Raw genomic sequence first — 14,520 nt, 5'->3', positions numbered from 1 at the left:
CGACGAGGCGCCCGCCGCGCTGGCCGCCCGCCGGCTCCGCCCGTCGCCCTGGCACTGGACCGACGACACCGCGATGGCGCTGGTCCTCGTCCGCCACCTGGCCTCCTGGGGCGAGGTCCGGCAGGATGCGCTGGCCGGCGAGTTCGCCGAGGAGTACGCCCGTGAGTACGGGCGCAAGTACGGCCCGTCGATGCACCGGGTGCTACATGAAATCGGCGCCGGCGGGGACTGGCGCGCCATCACCTCGCGTCAGTTCGAGGGTCAGGGCTCGTACGGGAACGGCGCCGCGATGCGGGTCGCCCCACTGGGCGCCTGGTTCGCGGACGACCTGGACTCCGTCGCCCGGCAGGCCGAGCTCCAGACGCTCGCCACGCACTTCCACCCGGAGGCGGTCGCGGGCGCGGTGGCGGTCGCCCTCGCCACGGCACTCGCCGTCCGCAGCCGGGGCCAAACCCCGCCCGGCCGTGCCGAGTTGCTGACCGAGGTGGCCGGTCGCCTGCCCGACAGCGAAGTGCGCTCCGGTCTGCGGATCGCCGCCCGGCTGCCCGGACACACGAGCGTCCGACAGGCCGCCAACGTGCTCGGCTCCGGGTTCATGATCTCCGCCCCGGACACCGTCCCGTTCGCCCTCTGGTCCGCCGCCGGGCACCTGGACTCACTGCCCGAGGTGATCTGGCACGCCCTGGAGGGCTGGGGCGACATGGACACCACCTGCGCGATCGCCGCCGGGGTGGTCGCCGCCCGCACCGGCCTCGCCGAGGTGCCGACCGCCTGGCTGGCCGCCCGCGAGGACCTGCCGGAGTGGGCCACGGAGGCGTCGGCACCGACGCGCTGAGCCGAGCCGGCCGCCCCATGGGCCTGGCCGGCTCGGCTGCGCGACACCGTGTCCGCGTCGGCGCGGGGCCGGTTCCCGGCGCCCGGGCTAGCGTCGGGAGCTGCCGAACACCAGCCGGTAGATGATCAGCAGCACCAGGGCGCCGCCGATCGCCGACACCCAGGTCGCCATGTCGAAGAAGTGCGCCGTCACCGACCTGTGCAGGAAGTGCGAGGCGATCCAACCGCCGACGAAGGAGCCGGCGATACCGATCAGGGTTGTCACGATCATGCCGCCCGGGTCCTTTCCCGGCAGCAGCAGCTTGGCCAGTGCCCCCGCCAGCAGGCCAAGCACGATCCACGCGACGATGCTCATCTGTCCCTCCCGTCCACGGCGCGACGGCCCCGTTCCGCCGCTCTGCCAGGAAGGACGCCGCCCACCACCACCCGGTTCCGGCGCCGCGGGAGCACCGGCCCGAACCGGCCACCCCGGACCGGGCCGCTCCGGGCGAGGCACCCTCCCGGCGGGGCGCCCGAGCCGGGATACTGCGGCCATGCGCATCCTGATCGCCACCGCCGGATCCCGGGGCGACGTGGCCCCGTTCACCGGGCTCGGCGCCCGCCTCCAGGCGGCCGGCCATCAGGTGGCCGTCGCAACCCACGCCACTTTCGCCGCCTCGGTGCGGACCGCAGGGCTGGAGTTCCGCCCGCTGCCGGTCGACCCGCGCGCCGAACTCGCCTCCGCCGAGGGGCGACGCCTGCTCCAGGCCGGCACCGGACCGCTAGCCGTCCTACAACTGCTGCAGCTGGGGCGGAAGTTCATGCCTGAGCTCGCCGACGGCATCGCCGACGCCACGGCACTCGGCACCGACCTGCTGCTCACCACCAGCACCACCAGCCCGCTCGGCCAGGTCGCAGCCGAGGCCGCAGGCATTCCCAGCATCGGCCTGCACCTCCAACCGCTCTCCCCCACGCGGGAGTTCGCGCCCGCCGTCACCGGCGCCCGCTCACTCGGCCGCCCGGGCAACCTGCTCGCGGGGCACGCCGTCCAGGTCGCGACCGACCAGCTCTTCGCCCCCGCCGCACGCGGGCTGCGGCGCCGCCTCGGCCTGCCGCCACTCGACGCCAGCCGTGCCAGGCGCAAGTACCCCGTCCTGCACGGGTTTTCGCCTGCCGTCGTCCCGCGACCCGCCGACTGGCGCCCGGGGCTCGACGTGGCCGGTTACTGGTGGCCGGCACGGGATCCGGGCTGGCGACCCCCGGCCCGACTGCTCGACTTCCTCGCCGCCGGACCGCCGCCGGTCTTCGTCGGCTTCGGCAGCCTGGTCGTCCCCGACCCCGGAAGGCTCACCGCGACGGTGGTCGCCGCGGTCCGCGCCGCCCGGGTCCGGGCCGTCTTGCAGTCGGGCTGGAGCGACCTCGCCGCCGGCGAGGCGGAGGACGTCCTGACCATCGGCGACGCCCCGCACGACTGGCTGTTCCCCCGCATGGCCGCCGTGATCCACCACGCCGGAGCCGGCACGACCGCCGCCACCCTGCGCTGCGGCACGCCAGCCGTCCCGGTACCGGCGCAGCTCGACGCCCCGTTCTGGTCTGACCGGCTCACCCGCCTCGGCGTCTCCCCCGGGCCGGTACCACTGCGCGCCCTCACCGCCGCGCGCCTCGCCGCCGCCATCCGCCAGACTCTCGACGACCCCCGCTACCGCGACCAGGCCCGGGCGGCGGCCGCCACGCTCGCGGCCGAGGACGGCGCGGCGAAGGTGCTGGCGGCCGTCGACCGGGCAGCGGCCGGCGGATGACAGCGGGCAAACGGCAGTGAACAAGTGACGGCGAACAGATAACAGATAACAGATTTCGAAATCTGTTATCTGTTCGCTGTCATCCGTTTGCTGTTATCCGTTCGCTGTCACTTGTCAGCCGCCCACCCCCATCCGCCCGTCGCACCCGCCCGCCGGGCGCCCGAGGCCGCGCCCAGCGCGAGGTACAGCACCGAGGCCGACCCGGAGCGCCAGGAAGTTGCAGGTGGTCCAGGTGCGCCGTGCCACCGGGACCGGCCACAGGTCGTCGTCGGTGTAGCCGTTGGACGGCAACTCTCCTGCGGCCGGGTAGAGTTCAACCCAGCCATGGGCAACTCCCCTCTGCGCGAATGGCGTTACGCCTGAGGTGGGCGGGACAGGTACGGGATGATGTCGGTCCCGTAGGCGTCGATGGTGGCCTCGACGGCGTCGTGCATGGCGTAGACGGCGAACTGGTCGACGCCGAGGGAGCGGAGGTGCTCCAGGCGGGCGAGTTGGGCCTGCGGCGGGCCGATGAGGCAGAAGCGGTCGACGATCTCGTCCGGCACGAAGGCGGTGTCGGGGTTCCCGGCCCGGCCGTGGTGGCTGTAGTCGTAGCCCTGGCGGCCCTTGATGTAGTCGGTGAGGGCCTCCGGGACGAGGTCGGAGTGCGCGCCGTAGTGGCTGACCAGGTCGGCCACGTGGTTGCCGACCATCCCGCCGAACCAGCGGCACTGCTCCCGGGCGTGGGCGAGCGCGGCGGGCGAGTCGTCGGCGGTCACGTAGGCGGGGGCGGCGACGCAGATGGTGACGGCGTCCGGGTCCCGGCCGGCCTCGGCCGCGGCGGACCGCACCGCCTTGATCATGTACTCGGTGAGGTACGGGTCGGCCAACTGGAGGATGAATCCGTCAGCCTGACGACCGGTCAGGGCGAGTGCCTTCGGCCCGTACGCGCCCATCCAGATGGGGAGTTCGGCGCCGGGGCCGACCCACGGCAGGTGCATCTCGGTGCCGTCCACCTCGACCGTCCGCCCCTCGGCCAGCTCCTTGATGGCGTGCATGGCCTGGGAGAGCCGGGCGAGGGTGGCGGGGCGGCGTCCGGCGACCCGCATGGCGGAGTCGCCGCGGCCGATGCCGCAGACGGTGCGGTTGCCGTACATGTCGTTGAGCGTGGCGAACAGGGAGGCGGTGACCTCCCAGGTGCGGGTGGAGGGGTTGGTGACCATCGGTCCGACGGTCAACTGCCGTGTCTCGGCGAGGATCCGGCTGTAGATGACGAACGGTTCCTGCCACAGGACGCAGGAGTCGAAGGTCCAGCCGTGGCTGAACCCGGCCTGTTCGGCGCGGATCATCCGGTCGATGAGCAGGCGGGCGGGCGGGTCGGTCTGCAGGACGAGGCCGATGTCCATGGGTGGCTCCGGGGAGGGTGGTTCCGCCGCCCGGGCAATCGTGCGCACGGGCCCGGGCGGCGGTGCGGGAGAGTGGTCAGGTCAGGTACTGACAGGTGTCGCGGCGCAGGAACGTGCCGTGGCCGGCCCGGCCGAGCCAGGTTTCGCCGTCCAGCACGACGGTGCCGCGCGAGAGCACGGTGCGGGCGCGGCCGGTGAGTTGGCGGCCTTCGTACGCCGAGTAGTCGACGTTCATGTGGTGCGTGGCGGCGGAGACGGTCTGCACGGCGGTGGGGTCGTAGACGACGAGGTCAGCGTCGGCGCCGGGCGCGATGGTGCCCTTGCGCGGGTGCAGCCCGAACATCCGGGCGGGCGTGGTGCAGGCGATCTCGATCCAGCGCCGACGGGTGATGTGCCCGTCCACGACGGCCTGGTGGAGCAGGTCCATCCGGTTCTCCACGCCGGGCAGGCCGTTGGGGATCTTCGAGAAGTCGCCGCGGCCGAGTTCCTTCTGCCCGGTGAAGCAGAACGGGCAGTGGTCGGTGGAGACCACCTGGAGGTCGTTGGCGCGCAGTCCGCGCCAGAGCGCCTCCTGGTGCTCGCGCGGCCGAAGCGGCGTGCTGCACACGTACTTGGCGCCCTCGAAGCCGTCGGCACCGGTCTCGGCGAGGTTGTCGGTGGAGAGGAACAGGTACTGCGGGCAGGTCTCGCCAAAGACGTTGAGCCCGGCGTCGCGGGCCTGGACGAGCTCGGCGAGGGCGGCGGCCGCGGAGACGTGGACGACGTAGAGCGGGCTGCCGGCGACCTGGGCGAGTTTGATGGCCCGGTGGGTGGCCTCGGCCTCCAGGAGTTCGCGGCGGACCTCGCCGTGGTAGCGGGGTGCGGTGTGCCCGGCGGCGAGGGCCTGTTCGACCAGGACGTCGATGGCGATGCCGTTCTCGGCGTGCATCATGGTCAGCCCTCCGTTGACCGCACCGCGCTGCATGGCGCGCAGGATGCGGCCGTCGTCGCTGTAGAAGACGCCGGGGTAAGCCATGAAGAGCTTGAAGGAGGTGGACTCGCCGGAGTCGACGAGGGCGTCCATCTCCTTGAGGACGCTCTCGTTGACGTCGGAGACGATGGTGTGGAAGGCGTAGTCGACGGCGCAGTTGCCGTCGGCCTTGGCGTGCCAGGTGTCCAGGCCCTCGCGCAGCGAGCCGCCGACGGACTGCACGGCGAAGTCGACGATGGTGGTGGTGCCGCCCCAGGCGGCGGCCCGGGTGCCGGTCTCGAAGGTGTCGGAGGCCGAGGTGCCGCCGAAGGGCAGTTCCATGTGGGTGTGGGCGTCGACGCCGCCCGGGATGACGTAGTGGCCGGTGGCGTCGATGACGGTGTCGGCGCTCCAGGCCTCGGCGGCGGAGCTGCCGGTGGCGGCGAGGGCGGCGATGCGTTCGCCCTCGATGAGGACGTCGGCGTGGAGTTCGTCGGCGGCGGTGATGACGAGACCGCCGCGGACGATGATGCGCTGGTGCGGGTCGCGGGTGGTCATCGCGCTGCTCCTCAGGCCTCGGCGAGCGGTCCGTAGGCGTCGGGGCGGCGGTCGCGGTAGAACGCCCACTGCTGGCGGACCTGTTCGATCAGGCCGAGGTCGAGGTCGCGGACGACGAGCTCCTCCTCCTTGTCGGAGGCGACGTCGCCGACGAACTGGCCGCGCGGGTCGACGAAGTAGGAGGTGCCGTAGAAGTCGTTGTCGCCGTACTCCTCGGTGCCGACGCGGTTGATGGCGGCGACGAAGTACTCGTTGGCGACGGCGGCGGCGGGCTGTTCCAGCTGCCAGAGGTAGGCGGAGAGGCCCCGGCTGGTGGCGGAGGGGTTGTAAACGATCTGCGCTCCGGCCAGGCCCAGGGCGCGCCAGCCCTCGGGGAAGTGGCGGTCGTAGCAGATGTAGACGCCGACCTTGCCGACGGCGGTGTCGAAGACGGGCCAGCCGAGGTTGCCGGGCTTGAAGTAGTACTTCTCCCAGAAGCCCTTGACCTGCGGGATGTGGTGCTTTCGGTACTTGCCGAGGTAGCTGCCGTCGGCGTCGATGACGGCGGCGGTGTTGTAGTAGACCCCGGCCTGTTCCTCCTCGTAGACCGGGACGACGATCACCAGGCCGAGTTCACGGGCGAGATCCTGCATCCGGCGGACGGTGGGGCCGTCGGGGACGGCTTCGGCCCAGCGGTAGTGCTCGGCTTCCTGGACCTGACAGAAGTACGGGGCGTTGAAGACCTCCTGGAAGCCGATGATCTTCGCGCCCTGGGCGGCGGCCTCGCGGGCGTACCGCTCGTGAAGGGCGATCATGCTCTCCTGGTCGCCGGTCCAGCGGGTCTGGACGAGCGCGGCACGGACGATCTGCGACATGGATACCTCCGCAACTCCGCTGCCCGGCCATGGGGTCGGGCCTGCGGTCTGAGGGTTGACGGGGCGGGCGGGTCTCGTCTGCGGACCGCCGGGGATCCGCAGGGGTCTACGTGCGTAGAAAGCGGTCTGTAGACCGTAGGCCGGGCCTCGGTGGCCTGACAATACGTTGGCGGTAACGCATCTGGGGCGATCTCGTGACGCGGACACGCGGAAGGTCCTGGATGGGATGAAACGATCATTTACCCCGCAAGTGGGGTCCTTACGCATGCGAGTGCCGTTCGGCGGTTCCGGTCCAGAACGGCTCGACGGCCGGTCGGCCAGGGTGGGGTAGCGCGGCGCAGCCGGCGGCGGCCGGCCCCATCCGGCTTGACTTCGTCCGGTTGGCTCGGGAAGGATCCGGCGCATGGACACCGGCACCACTCTGGTCTGCCGCCTGCACGTCGATCTGCGACGCCAGGCGAGTTCCATCTGTGCCTGTTGACCCTGGCTCTCCCCGCTGCCCCCGCCCTGTGACGTCTGCCAGGGCCTGCGCCGCGCACCCGCACCCAGCGTTCTGATTCCCGCCCCGCCCGGCGCACCCGCGCGTGCAGTGCCGCTCCGTCGGCCCGTGCCCTCGCCCGCCGCCGGACCAGGGCGCACCCCGCCGACGTTCCCGCTGCACCCGAGGACGCCCCCATGAGCCTGAACCTCGCCCCCGACGAACCCGCTGCCGCCCAAGCCCCGACCCCGGCAGCGGCAGCGGCAGCGGCACCAACACTGGCATCGGCACTGGCCAGAACAGCCAGGGCCACCGCCACCGCCACCGCGGAGGCCCGCGCGCCGCTCACCCCGAGCGCCCTGCGCGCCGTCGTCCGAGAACTGGCCGAACAGCCCGACCAGTGGATCCACCTCGTCCGGCTCTCCACCGAGGAGCGCTGGTACCAGCGGCTGGTGGCCGACGACGACCACGAGGTGTGGCTGATCAGCTGGCTGCCCGGCCAGTCCACCGGCTTCCACGACCACGGCGGCTCGCGCGGCGCGTTCGCCGTCGCCCTCGGCGAGCTGGAGGAGCTGTCCCTCGGCGGGCCGGAGCAGGGCCTGCTGATCCGCCGGGTCCCGGCCGGCACCGCCCGCGCCTTCGGCCCCGAGTACGTGCACGACGTGCGCAACACCGCGTCCGGCCCAGCCGTGACCCTGCACGCCTACTCGCCCCCGCTGGGCTCGATGGCGCACTACGACCTGCGGGCCGGCGGGCTCGTCCGCACCTCGGAGGAAGGACCGGAGCAATGGTGACCACGATCGACGACCTGGTGGAGCGGGCCCGCGAGGGCGTCCACCGTCCGCGCGCCCGGGAGGCGTACCAGTCGCAGCTGGACGGCGCGCTGCTGGTGGACATCCGTCCGGCGGCGCAGCGGGCGGCGGAGGGGGAGATCCCCGGCTCGCTGATCATCGAGCGCAACGTCCTGGAGTGGCGGCTGGACCCGACGGGCAGTCACCGGATCCCCGAGGCGTCGGGTTACGACGTCGAGGTGATCGTGGTCTGCTCGGAGGGGTACGCCTCCAGCCTGGCGGCGGCCTCGCTGCGCGAGCTGGGGCTGCACCGGGCGACCGATCTGGACGGCGGCTTCGTCGGCTGGGCGGCCTCCGGGCTGCCGACGCGCCGGGGCGGCTGAGAGCCTGGAGGGCTGGAGCGCTCGGCGGCTGACGGGCTGATCGTCCGGGGCGCGAGCCCTCGACCCGCCGTCAGGGTGTCCGCGCCCCGACCCTCTGACCTGCCGAAACGTCGGGCGCCCGGTCGGCCCCGGCCGTCCGGCGGCGGGCTCTGGGCCCCGTGCCGGGTGGTAAGTGAGAGACAGGAGATGATGCAGGTCATAGTCTGATCAGAGTTTCCGCCGGTCCGAAGCTGGGCAGCCACGCGGGCGGAAGAACGCCCGGGCGGTCGATCCGACAGACGCCGTCACGGCAGCGGCCGGTACGGCCCACGCCGTCGCCGCTTGTCGACAAACCGCCATCAACCGTACGACCGAAACAGGCGCCGCCTCCCCGGGGCGCCCTGACGAGGAAACTCCCCGTGATCAGATTCGAGGGCGCCGGCAAGCGCCACCCCGATGGCACCATCGCCGTCGAGGGCCTGGACCTGGACGTCCCGACCGGTCGGATAACCGTCCTGGTCGGACCGTCCGGGTGTGGCAAGACCACCCTGCTGCGCATGGTCAACCGGATGGTCGAGCCGACCTCGGGCCGGGTGCTGCTGGACGACACGGACGTCGCCGAACTGGAGCCCGCCAAGCTGCGCCGTGGCATCGGCTACGTGATCCAGCAGGCCGGCCTCTTCCCGCACCGCAAGGTGATCGACAACGTCGCCACCGTGCCCTACCTGCTCGGCTGGGACCGCAAGAAGGCCCGCGCCCGGGCCGCCGAACTGCTCGAACTGGTCGGGCTCGCGCCCGAGACCGGCAAGCGGTACCCGTTCCAGCTGTCCGGCGGCCAGCAGCAGCGGGTGGGCGTGGCCCGCGCCCTCGCGGCCGACCCGCCGGTGCTGCTGATGGACGAGCCGTTCAGCGCCGTCGACCCGGTGGTGCGCGCCGGGCTCCAGGAGGAACTGCTGCGGCTCCAGTCCGAGCTGCACAAGACGGTGCTGTTCGTCACCCACGACATCGAGGAGGCCGTCCGGCTCGGCGACCAGGTGGTGGTCCTGCGCGAACACGGCCGGATCGCCCAGCTCGCCGACCCGCACACCCTGCTCACCACCCCCGCGGACGACGGCGTGGCCGCCTTCCTCGGCCGCGACCGGGGCCTGCGCGGCCTCGCCCTGCGCCCCGCGACCACCGTCGCCGTCCGCCCGGTGGCCGACGGGCTGCGCTACGGCGGCTGGGAGCTGACGCTGGACGACGAGCGCCGCCCGATCGGCTGGATCGACCGCGACGCCGCCACCGCCGAACTGCACCCGGTCTCCGGCTACCGGCCGGACACCGACACCCTGCGCACCGCGCTGGACGCCGCCGTCCTCTCCCCCGCCGGGGCCGCCGTGGCCCTGGACGCCGACGGGCGGGCCACCGGCACCGCGAGCCGCGAGGCCGTCCTCGCCGCGCTGTCCACCCCCGTGGCCACTCCCATGGCCATCGCGGTGGCGGACGCGGCGGCCGGCGCGGCGGCCCGTGGCGCTGTGGACGGGGCGGGCGGTGCGGCAGCCGGCACAGCGGCCGGTGACCTCACGGACGGGGCGGCCGGTGGACGGTGAACCGATCGTCCGCTGGTACTGGATCGGCGACCACCTCGGCTACCTCGGCGGCCTGCTCGCCGACCACGCCGTGATCGCCCTGCTCCCGGTGCTGATCGGCCTGCTGCTGGCCGTCCCGCTGGGCCTGGCCTGCACCCGCTTCCCCCGGCTGTACCAACCGCTGTCCGCCGTCTTCAACGTCGTCTACGCGCTGCCCTCGCTGGCCGTGTTCGTGGTGCTCATCCCCTACACCGGCCTCGCCACCCAGGCCACGGTGATGATCCCGCTCACCTTCTACGCGCTCGCCGTGCTGCTGCCGACCACCGTGGACGGCCTGCGCGCCGTCCCGGACCCGGTCCGGCAGGCCGCCACCGCGATGGGGTACGGGCCGTGGCACCGGCTGACCTCCGTCGAGCTGCCCGCCGCCGTGCCGTACCTGATCGCCGGGCTGCGGGTCGCGGCGGTGTCCAGCATCTCGCTGGCCAGCGTCGGCGCGCTGATCGGGCGCGGCGGGCTCGGCTACCTGTTCATCGACGGCTTCCAGCGCACCTTCCCGACCCCGATCGTGGCCGGCATCGCGCTGATCGCCGTCCTCGCGCTGGCCGTCGACCTGCTGCTGGTGGGCGCCCGCCGGCTGCTCGCGCCCTGGGCCGTCCGGGAGAAGGGAGCCGGTTCGTGAACTGGCTGAACTGGCTGGGCGACTTCTTCTCCGCCCCCGACCACCGCAGCGGCCCGGACTCGATCGTGCACCGGATCACCGAGCACCTGGTGCTCTCCGGCGAGGCCCTGCTGTTCGCGGCGCTGCTCGCCGTGCCGCTCGGGCTGCTGATCGGCTACACCGGGCGCGGCGTCACGCTCGTGACGGCCTTCGCCGGTGCCACCCGCGCCCTGCCGACGCTCGGCCTGGTGACGCTGGCGGTGCTGCTCGCCGGGGTCGGCGACACGGCCGTGCTGATCCCGCTGGTCGCGCTCGCCGCGCCGCCGCTGCTGGTGGCCGCCGTCGAGGGGGTGCGCGGCACCGACCCGGACGTCCGGGACGCGGCGCGCGGCATCGGGCTGACCCACCCGCAGGTGCTGTGGCAGGTCTGCCTGCCGTCCGGGGCGCCGACCCTGCTGGCGGGCTTTCGCACCGCGACCGTCCAGGTGATCGCGACCGCCACCGTGGCCGCTTACGTCGGACTGGGCGGCCTCGGCCGCTACGTCATCGACGGGCTGGCCACCCGCAAGTACGCCGTCACCGTCGGCGGCGCGCTGCTGGTGGTGCTGCTCGCGGTCGGCGCCCAGCTGTTCTTCGCCCTGCTCGCCCGGTACGCGCTCCCGCCCGGGATGCGCGCCCAGCGCCGGGCCCGCTGAACCTCGTTCCCCATCCTCTCCGGAAGGACATCTGTCACCATGTCGACAAACCACGGAAGCAGGCGCGCCGTCGTCCTCGGCACGCTCGCCGCGCTCGCCCTCGGCGCCACCGCCTGCGGCTCCTCCGGCGGCGGCGACCCGCTCGGCGGCGGCTCCGCGACGGGCTCCCCCGCCGCCTCGGGCGCGGGCGCCGGCTCGACGGTGGTCGTCGGCTCGGCGAACTTCCCGGAGAACGTGCTGCTCGGCTCGATCTACTCGCAGGCCCTCAAGGCCAAGGGCGTCAAGGTCGAGGAGAAGTTCAACATCGGCAGCCGCGAGGTGCTCTACGGGCAGCTCCAGAGCGGCAGCCTGAGCGTCCTGCCCGAGTACAACGGCTCGCTGCTCGCCTACCTGGACGCCAAGTCCACCGCCGCCACCACCGAGGAGGTGAACGCGGCGCTGACCAAGACGCTGCCCGCCGCGCTGGGGATCCTCGACTCCTCCCCCGCCGAGGACAAGGACTCGCTCAGCGTCACCCAGGAGAACGCCGACAAGTACGGCCTCAAGAGCATCGCCGACCTGGCCGCCAAGGCGGGCGAGTTCACGATAGGCGGTCCGCCGGAGTTCAAGTCCCGCCGCGAGCAGCAGCTCAAGGACGTCTACGGGCTGAACTTCAAGGAGTGGAAGCCCACCGGCGACGCCACCGCGAACGCGCTCAAGGACGGCACCATCCAGGTCGGCAACGTGTTCACCACCGACCCGAAGATCCCCCAGCTGAAGCTCGTCCCGCTGACCGACCCGAAGAACCTCTTCGGCGCGCAGAACGTCACCCCGCTGGTCAACAAGGCAGGCGTGAACCCCACCGCGACGGCGGCCCTCAACGCCGTGTCGGCCAAGCTCGACACGGCGGGGCTGACGGCGCTGATGAAGCGCGTCGCGATCGACAAGGACGACCCGTCGGCGGTGGCCAAGGACTGGCTGAAGGCCAACGGCCTCGGCTGATGACGCCTCGGCGGGCGCCTTGCGCGCCCTGCGGACGCGGCGGGCCGGCGGCCCGGGAGGTCCCCCTCCCGGGCCGTCCGCGCTCGCGGGAGGATCTTCCCTTCGACGCCGCGGACATGACAGTGTGACGCCATGCGCACTCGTCTCCTCGCCGCCACCCTCACGGCATTCGCCGCGGTGAGCCTCGCTGCCTGCTCCAGCTCCGGACCGGGCCCCCACCCGGCCACCGCCGCGGCCGGCTCCCCCACCACCCCCGCCGCCGCCTCGGCCCCCACCCCCGGCACCGCCTCGACGCCGCCGACGCCCGAGTCGCCCTCGGCCTCCGCGCCCGACCCGGCCGCCTCCCCCTCGACGCCCGCGGCCCCCTCGGCGCCCGCACCCGACAGCCCCTCGGCCCCCGCCCCTGACGCAGGCTCCCCCGGAGCCCCTGCCCCGGCCAAGCCCACGCCCCCCAGCGACGCCGGCCTGCCCGGCAAGCCGGGCACCGACCTGACCGGCAAGCTGGTCGCCGCGCTGGACGCGATCGACCCGGCAATCGTCGGCGGCAAGCCGGACCAGGCCGTGGACCGGGCCCGCAACCAGTGCCAGGCGCTGTTCCAGTTCCCCAAGGACAAGTCGAAGCTGGTCGAGCTGGCCAACCAGCGCTTCACCTCGCCCGACCACCCGCAGGGCTTCGGACCGGACACCGCCGCGAAGATCAACGACGCGCTGCGGACCACCCTCTGCCCGCCGCCGGCGTGACCCGGAACGGCCACCCGAACCGCCCGGTGTCCTGAGCACCGGGCCGGGCGGGGGGGCGGGGCGGCCCCCGCACCCCCCCCCCCCCCCCCCGGGGCCCCACCCCCCCCGCCCCCCGGCGCCGCCCCCCCCCGGCCCGGGCGCGCGGCCACGGCACCTCCATTCTTCGGCGGCGCCACTTTTCGGTGCATCCGCCCTTCGGCAGCGCGGCCACCCCGCACCACCGGCCACCTCCGCCGCACCGCCCACCTCCACAGCCCCGGCCGCACCGCGCACACCCGGCCGATCGGGCGGCCCTTCGGCCACGGGGGCGGTGTGTTGACGAACTGTTAGGTCTCTTGACAGACCAGTGGTCTAGTCCAACCATAAGCATGTCGATCCGACCGGGATGCACTGTGGGGGTGTGACCACCGGCGGCTGAGGCACTGCCCTGCCCTGCCCTGTCCCGCACCACCCCCGCTCCGTACGGCGTGCGCACACGCGTACCCGCCACCCGCCTCCGCGCGAGTCGGTGGGCTTCCGCGCGCCCGCACCCCCGGACACCCGCACATCCGGACACCCAGCAGTCCCGCACGTCAGCACACCCGCACACCCACACGTCCGCACGTCCGGGCCCGCGCGGCCGACCCCACACGGCCGTCGCGCCCCGATCATGCGCGTATCCCCAACGTCCTGCCCCACCACGTATGTTGGAGAATCCATGCGTCTACGCAGAACCATCCAGGCGGCCCTGACGGCCTGTGCCACGCTGGCCGCGTCGGCTGGCCTGGTCGCCGCCGGGACGGGCTCCGCCCAGGCCGCGACCCCGCTCCCCAGCCGGGTCTTCGCCCCCTACTTCGAGTCCTGGACCGGGCAGAGCCCCGCCACCCTGGCCGCCCAGTCCGGGGCCAAGCACCTGACGATGGCGTTCCTCCAGGCCGCCACCAAGGGCTCCTGCACCCCGTACTGGAACGGCGACACCTCAAAGCCGGTCTCCTCCTCGACCTTCGGCGCCGACATCGCCACCATCCGGGCCAACGGCGGGGACGTGATCCCCTCCTTCGGCGGCTACACCGCCGACAACACCGGCACCGAACTGGCCGACAGCTGCACCGACGTCAACCAGATCGCGGCAGCCTTCGAGAACCTCGTCACCACCTACGACGTCAGCCGGATCGACCTCGACATCGAGGACAACTCACTGACCAACACGGCCGGAATCGACCGCCGCAACAAGGCGATCAAGATCGTGCAGGACTGGGCAGCCGCCAACGGGCGCAACGTCCAGTTCTCCTACACGCTGCCGACCACCACCACCGGCCTGGCCTCCAGCGGCCTCGCCGTGCTGAAGAACGCGGTCAGCAACAACGCCCGGATCGACGTCGTCAACATGATGACCTTCGACTACTACGACGGCGCCACCCACGACATGGCGGCCGACACCCAGACCTCCGCGCAGGGCCTCTACAACCAGCTCGCCAAGCTCTACCCGACCAAGACCCCCGCCCAGCTGTGGGGTTCGATCGGGATCACCGAGATGCCCGGCATCGACGACTACGGCGCGGCCGAGACCTTCACCGTGGCCAACGCCACCACCGTCTACAACTGGGCGGTGTCGAAGGGCATCAACACGCTGTCCTTCTGGGCGCTCCAGCGCGACAACGGCGGCTGCCCGGGCAAGGCGGGGGACGACTCCTGCTCCGGCATCAGCCAGAACACCTGGGACTTCACCCACATCTTCGCGCCGTTCACCAGCGGATCGACGGTGACCAACGACTTCTCCGTGGCCGTCAACCCCAACTCCGCGACGGTCACCGCTGGTTCGTCCACGTCCGCGGCCATCGCCACGGCGGTGACGGCGGGTTCGGCGCAGAACCTCAACCTGTCGGTCAGCGGCGCCCCGGCCGGCGTC

15 protein-coding genes are annotated in these 14,520 nt (G+C 72.9%); 11 read left to right on the top strand and 4 right to left on the bottom strand.

The genetic code is table 11. The features are described 5' to 3' along the window. Nucleotides 1–835 (top strand): ADP-ribosylglycohydrolase family protein (locus ACFV61_RS06260; protein WP_380490377.1); only part of this gene is annotated, 835 nt, incomplete at its 5' end. Between the two features lie 87 nt (nucleotides 836–922). Here the strand turns inward: ACFV61_RS06260 and ACFV61_RS06255 are convergent. Next, nucleotides 923–1,189, bottom strand: coding sequence for a GlsB/YeaQ/YmgE family stress response membrane protein (locus tag ACFV61_RS06255; RefSeq protein ID WP_063349911.1), 267 nt, complete (start codon nucleotides 1,187–1,189; stop codon nucleotides 923–925). A 178-nt stretch (nucleotides 1,190–1,367) separates the two neighbouring features. Between ACFV61_RS06255 and ACFV61_RS06250 the strand changes: the two genes are divergently transcribed. Continuing rightward, nucleotides 1,368–2,612 (top strand): glycosyltransferase, encoded by a 1,245-nt coding sequence (locus ACFV61_RS06250; RefSeq protein ID WP_380490375.1) that lies wholly within the window; start codon nucleotides 1,368–1,370, stop codon nucleotides 2,610–2,612. A gap of 353 nt (nucleotides 2,613–2,965) precedes the next feature. Here the strand turns inward: ACFV61_RS06250 and ACFV61_RS06245 are convergent, their stop codons facing one another. The 3 genes from ACFV61_RS06245 to ACFV61_RS06235 all read right to left on the bottom strand — a co-directional run bounded on the left by ACFV61_RS06245 (nucleotide 2,966) and on the right by ACFV61_RS06235 (nucleotide 6,358). Beyond that, nucleotides 2,966–3,997 carry a TIGR03842 family LLM class F420-dependent oxidoreductase gene (locus tag ACFV61_RS06245; RefSeq protein ID WP_380424713.1) on the bottom strand — a complete coding sequence of 344 codons (1,032 nt, stop codon included), beginning with the start codon at nucleotides 3,995–3,997 and terminating at the stop codon, nucleotides 2,966–2,968. A 76-nt stretch (nucleotides 3,998–4,073) separates the two neighbouring features. Further along, the gene (hydA, locus tag ACFV61_RS06240) at nucleotides 4,074–5,504 is read right to left on the bottom strand and encodes a dihydropyrimidinase (protein WP_380490373.1); all 1,431 of its coding nucleotides are present in this window, start codon (nucleotides 5,502–5,504) and stop codon (nucleotides 4,074–4,076) included. A gap of 11 nt (nucleotides 5,505–5,515) precedes the next feature. After that, the gene (locus ACFV61_RS06235) at nucleotides 5,516–6,358 is read right to left on the bottom strand and encodes a nitrilase-related carbon-nitrogen hydrolase (protein WP_063349907.1); all 843 of its coding nucleotides are present in this window, start codon (nucleotides 6,356–6,358) and stop codon (nucleotides 5,516–5,518) included. Between the two features lie 403 nt (nucleotides 6,359–6,761). Between ACFV61_RS06235 and ACFV61_RS06230 the strand changes: the two genes are divergently transcribed. The 9 genes from ACFV61_RS06230 to ACFV61_RS06190 form a co-directional block, all read left to right on the top strand. Further along, the gene (locus ACFV61_RS06230; protein ID WP_106981192.1) at nucleotides 6,762–6,839 is read left to right on the top strand and encodes a putative leader peptide; all 78 of its coding nucleotides are present in this window, start codon (nucleotides 6,762–6,764) and stop codon (nucleotides 6,837–6,839) included. A gap of 194 nt (nucleotides 6,840–7,033) precedes the next feature. Then, nucleotides 7,034–7,630 (top strand): cysteine dioxygenase, encoded by a 597-nt coding sequence (locus ACFV61_RS06225; RefSeq protein WP_380490371.1) that lies wholly within the window; start codon nucleotides 7,034–7,036, stop codon nucleotides 7,628–7,630. Continuing rightward, nucleotides 7,624–8,010 carry a rhodanese-like domain-containing protein gene (locus ACFV61_RS06220; RefSeq protein WP_063349906.1) on the top strand — a complete coding sequence of 129 codons (387 nt, stop codon included), beginning with the start codon at nucleotides 7,624–7,626 and terminating at the stop codon, nucleotides 8,008–8,010. The genes ACFV61_RS06225 and ACFV61_RS06220 overlap by 7 nt, the downstream gene beginning before the upstream one ends. Before the next feature lie 398 nt (nucleotides 8,011–8,408). Further along, nucleotides 8,409–9,578, top strand: a complete 1,170-nt coding sequence (locus ACFV61_RS06215) for an ABC transporter ATP-binding protein (RefSeq protein ID WP_380490369.1) — start codon at nucleotides 8,409–8,411, stop codon at nucleotides 9,576–9,578. Continuing rightward, a complete protein-coding gene (locus tag ACFV61_RS06210) occupies nucleotides 9,568–10,236 on the top strand; it encodes an ABC transporter permease (protein WP_063351516.1) in 669 nt (222 codons plus the stop codon). The genes ACFV61_RS06215 and ACFV61_RS06210 overlap by 11 nt, the downstream gene beginning before the upstream one ends. Beyond that, nucleotides 10,233–10,910 (top strand): ABC transporter permease, encoded by a 678-nt coding sequence (locus ACFV61_RS06205; protein ID WP_063349905.1) that lies wholly within the window; start codon nucleotides 10,233–10,235, stop codon nucleotides 10,908–10,910. Before ACFV61_RS06210 ends, ACFV61_RS06205 begins: the two co-directional genes overlap by 4 nt. A 39-nt stretch (nucleotides 10,911–10,949) precedes the next feature. Continuing rightward, nucleotides 10,950–11,891, top strand: a complete 942-nt coding sequence (locus tag ACFV61_RS06200; protein WP_063349904.1) for an ABC transporter substrate-binding protein — start codon at nucleotides 10,950–10,952, stop codon at nucleotides 11,889–11,891. A gap of 132 nt (nucleotides 11,892–12,023) precedes the next feature. Beyond that, nucleotides 12,024–12,632, top strand: a complete 609-nt coding sequence (locus ACFV61_RS06195) for a hypothetical protein (protein WP_380424724.1) — start codon at nucleotides 12,024–12,026, stop codon at nucleotides 12,630–12,632. Nucleotides 12,633–13,329: 697 nt separating this feature from the next. Continuing rightward, a partial coding sequence (locus ACFV61_RS06190; RefSeq protein ID WP_380490367.1) for a chitinase occupies nucleotides 13,330–14,520 on the top strand: 1,191 nt, incomplete at its 3' end.

It is taken from the genome of Kitasatospora sp. NPDC059817 (assembly GCF_042731835.1).
GTDB lineage: Bacteria > Actinomycetota > Actinomycetes > Streptomycetales > Streptomycetaceae > Kitasatospora.
The sequence above is the reverse complement of the archived record's forward strand: the minus strand, read 5'-3'. Positions and strand labels throughout refer to the sequence as shown.

Bases quoted from the DNA above. Each gene is read 5' to 3' on its own strand.
- ACFV61_RS06255 (WP_063349911.1), bottom strand. From the start codon at position 1,189: ATGAGCATCGTCGCGTGGATCGTGCTTGGCCTGCTGGCGGGGGCACTG.
- ACFV61_RS06250 (WP_380490375.1), top strand. From the start codon at position 1,368: ATGCGCATCCTGATCGCCACCGCCGGATCCCGGGGCGACGTGGCCCCG.
- ACFV61_RS06245 (WP_380424713.1), bottom strand. From the start codon at position 3,997: ATGGACATCGGCCTCGTCCTGCAGACCGACCCGCCCGCCCGCCTGCTC.
- hydA (WP_380490373.1), bottom strand. From the start codon at position 5,504: ATGACCACCCGCGACCCGCACCAGCGCATCATCGTCCGCGGCGGTCTC.
- ACFV61_RS06235 (WP_063349907.1), bottom strand. From the start codon at position 6,358: ATGTCGCAGATCGTCCGTGCCGCGCTCGTCCAGACCCGCTGGACCGGC.
- ACFV61_RS06230 (WP_106981192.1), top strand. From the start codon at position 6,762: ATGGACACCGGCACCACTCTGGTCTGCCGCCTGCACGTCGATCTGCGA.
- ACFV61_RS06225 (WP_380490371.1), top strand. From the start codon at position 7,034: ATGAGCCTGAACCTCGCCCCCGACGAACCCGCTGCCGCCCAAGCCCCG.
- ACFV61_RS06220 (WP_063349906.1), top strand. From the start codon at position 7,624: ATGGTGACCACGATCGACGACCTGGTGGAGCGGGCCCGCGAGGGCGTC.
- ACFV61_RS06200 (WP_063349904.1), top strand. From the start codon at position 10,950: ATGTCGACAAACCACGGAAGCAGGCGCGCCGTCGTCCTCGGCACGCTC.
- ACFV61_RS06195 (WP_380424724.1), top strand. From the start codon at position 12,024: ATGCGCACTCGTCTCCTCGCCGCCACCCTCACGGCATTCGCCGCGGTG.